Annotated in this window: 1 protein-coding gene; it reads right to left on the bottom strand. The window is 35.5% G+C overall.

All coding sequences use genetic code 11. The features are described from left to right. Nucleotides 1-171 precede the first annotated feature (171 nt). Complete coding sequence (locus AC4PRO_RS18230; RefSeq protein ID WP_492118407.1) at nucleotides 172-411, bottom strand: GIY-YIG nuclease family protein; 240 nt, start codon at nucleotides 409-411, stop codon at nucleotides 172-174. Nucleotides 412-546 lie beyond the last annotated feature (135 nt).

The raw sequence follows: 546 nt of genomic DNA, 5'->3' as shown, positions 1-546 counted from the left end.
TTTTCATCTCGTCTTACGGACGAGACTACTAAACCCGGTCTCGTTGCTACCAACTCGACCAAACAACACAACTAACTTTAGATACTTTAAAGGGGCAAAAAAGCCTCTCCGTTAAGAAAGGCTTTCCCCAATATTGTCTCGTTTTTTGGAACGAGAGGACTCGAAACCTACTTACTTCGCTATTATTTTCTCTATTGAAGCCCTATTGAGTTTCTTAAGTCGTTTCTCTTCAACCAAAGCCAAGCGCTTTGTCTCAAAATCCATAGTGTAAACCAATTTCCAATCTTTTGCCTTAGAAGTAAAATCACTTTTACCCAATAAATGAGACTCTAGTCTTCCTTCCACATTTGAAGTAAAGCCTTTATAGTACAAATTAAGTGATTCTGAGTATAAAATATAAACGTAGAACATTGTTTTTAAATTAGCTAAATTGTATACCTAGGCCACAGGTTTTCGACTTAATCCTATGAGGATCAAGACAAAATGTTGTGGGGAAATATTAAAATCTTGATATTTGTGTTTCCAAATTATACCAAATGCAAGACT

The organism is Flavobacterium sp. DW-iso2, from assembly GCF_058725285.1.
The sequence above is the reverse complement of the archived record's forward strand: the minus strand, read 5'-3'. Positions and strand labels throughout refer to the sequence as shown.

Coding starts and splice junctions, on each gene's coding strand:
- AC4PRO_RS18230 (WP_492118407.1), bottom strand. CDS start 411: ATGTTCTACGTTTATATTTTATACTCAGAATCACTTAATTTGTACTAT.